Origin of the sequence: Myxococcus sp. CA040A, from assembly GCF_013336725.1 — a bacterium.
GTDB lineage: Bacteria > Myxococcota > Myxococcia > Myxococcales > Myxococcaceae > Myxococcus > Myxococcus llanfairpwllgwyngyllgogerychwyrndrobwllllantysiliogogogochensis.
Genome location: NZ_JABUMR010000036.1, coordinates 1 through 1,678, shown reverse-complemented (window position 1 = coordinate 1,678; position 1,678 = coordinate 1). Strand labels below are relative to the sequence as shown.

Sequence of the window (1,678 nt, the reverse complement as noted above, 5' to 3'; positions counted from 1 at the left end):
GGATGCTGACGCGCTCCAGGCCGAGGACGTCGGAGAAGATGGAGGCGAGGCGGGACTGGGTGAGGGTGGAGGGAGGGGCGAAGTCGTCGCCGGAGGAGGTGGCAGCGGCGAAGTCGGGAGGAGGAAGGGCCTTCCTGTCGAGCTTCCCGTTGGCGGAGAGGGGGAAGGACGGGAGGGAGACGAGAGCGGCCGGCACCATGTACTCGGGCAGGCGCTGCGAAAGGAATGTGCGCAGCGCCGAGCCATCGACAGAGGACTCGGCCGAGGTGAAGTAGGCGACGAGACGCTTGTCGCCGGGGACGTCCTCGCGAGCGAGGACGACGGCTTCCTGGATGCCGGAGAAGAGACGGAGGGCAGCCTCGACTTCACCCAGCTCAATGCGGAAGCCGCGGACCTTCACCTGGAAGTCGGAGCGGCCGAGGAACTCGAGAGTGCCGTCGGCGAGCCAGCGGACGCGGTCCCCGGTGCGGTAGAGGCGAGCACCAGGAGTGCTGCTGAAGGGATGAGGGACGAAGCGCTCGGCGGTGAGGTCAGCGCGGTTGAGGTAACCCCAAGCAAGGCCGTCACCCCCGACGAAGAGTTCGCCAGGGACGCCCGGAGGCAGGGGCTGGAAGGAGGCGTCGAGGACGAAGGCGGAGGAGTTGGAGAGAGGAGCGCCGATGGGGACGGAGCGAGAGAAGGAGTCCCCACTCCGCAGCGAGTGAGTGGCGGAGAAGGTGGTGTTCTCGGTAGGGCCGTAGCCGTTGACGAGGACGTGGCCCGGGGGCAGCCGAGCGAGGTGCTCGCGGACGCGAGAAGGCGGCAGGACGTCGCCACCGGCGAGGACCTGGCGGACACCAGCCAGCGCGACGGGCTGAGTCGCCACCATCTGCTCGAAGAGAGCAGCGGTGAGCCAGAGGGAGGTAATGCCCTCGCGGACAAGCAGAGAGCCCAACTCCTCGAGCGACAGGGCATGAGGAGGAGCGAGGACGAGCTTGGAGCCGTGGAGGAGAGCGCCCCAGATTTCGAGGGTGGAGGCGTCGAAGGCGACGGGGGCCGCGTGGAGCCAGACGTCGGAAGCGGCGAAGGAGATGAAGGAAGAGGAGACGAGGCGGGTGACGCCTCGGTGAGGGACGCAGACACCCTTGGGCTCACCGGTGGAGCCGGAGGTGAACATGACGTAGGCAAGGTCATTGCCCGTCACGTCCAGAAGGGGTGCCGAAAGGGGCTGGCGCGCGATGCGAGAAGCCTCCTCATCGATGACGAGGAGGACGGCACCGAAAGCAGGCAGGTCATCGACGACGTCGGAGTGAGAGAGGACGACGCCGGCTGAGGACTCGCGGAGGACGAAGGCGAGGCGGTCGGAAGGCCAGGCCTTGTCGAGGGGGACGTAGGAGGCGCCGGCCTTGAGGATGGCGAGGAGGGAGACGACGAGGTCAGCGGAGCGGTCGAGACGGACGGCGACGCGCGAGCCGGGAAGAACGCCGAGAGTGCGCAGGTAATGGGCGAGCTGATTGGAGCGCGAGTCGAGCTGAGCGTAGGAGACAGACTCCTCACCCGACACAACGGCGACGGCATCAGGCGTACGCGCGGCCTGCTGAGCGAAGAGCGAAGGGATGGATGCGTCGCGCGGGTAATCACTGACAACGCCATTCCAACCCGCGAGGACCTGCTGCTTCTCCGCCAACGTGAGCAGAGG

1 protein-coding gene is annotated in these 1,678 nt (G+C 67.5%); it reads right to left on the bottom strand.

Annotated elements, in window-relative coordinates:
• Window positions 1–1,678: amino acid adenylation domain-containing protein (locus tag HUA75_RS45975; RefSeq protein ID WP_174490127.1), on the bottom strand; the 1,678-nt coding region annotated here is incomplete at both ends.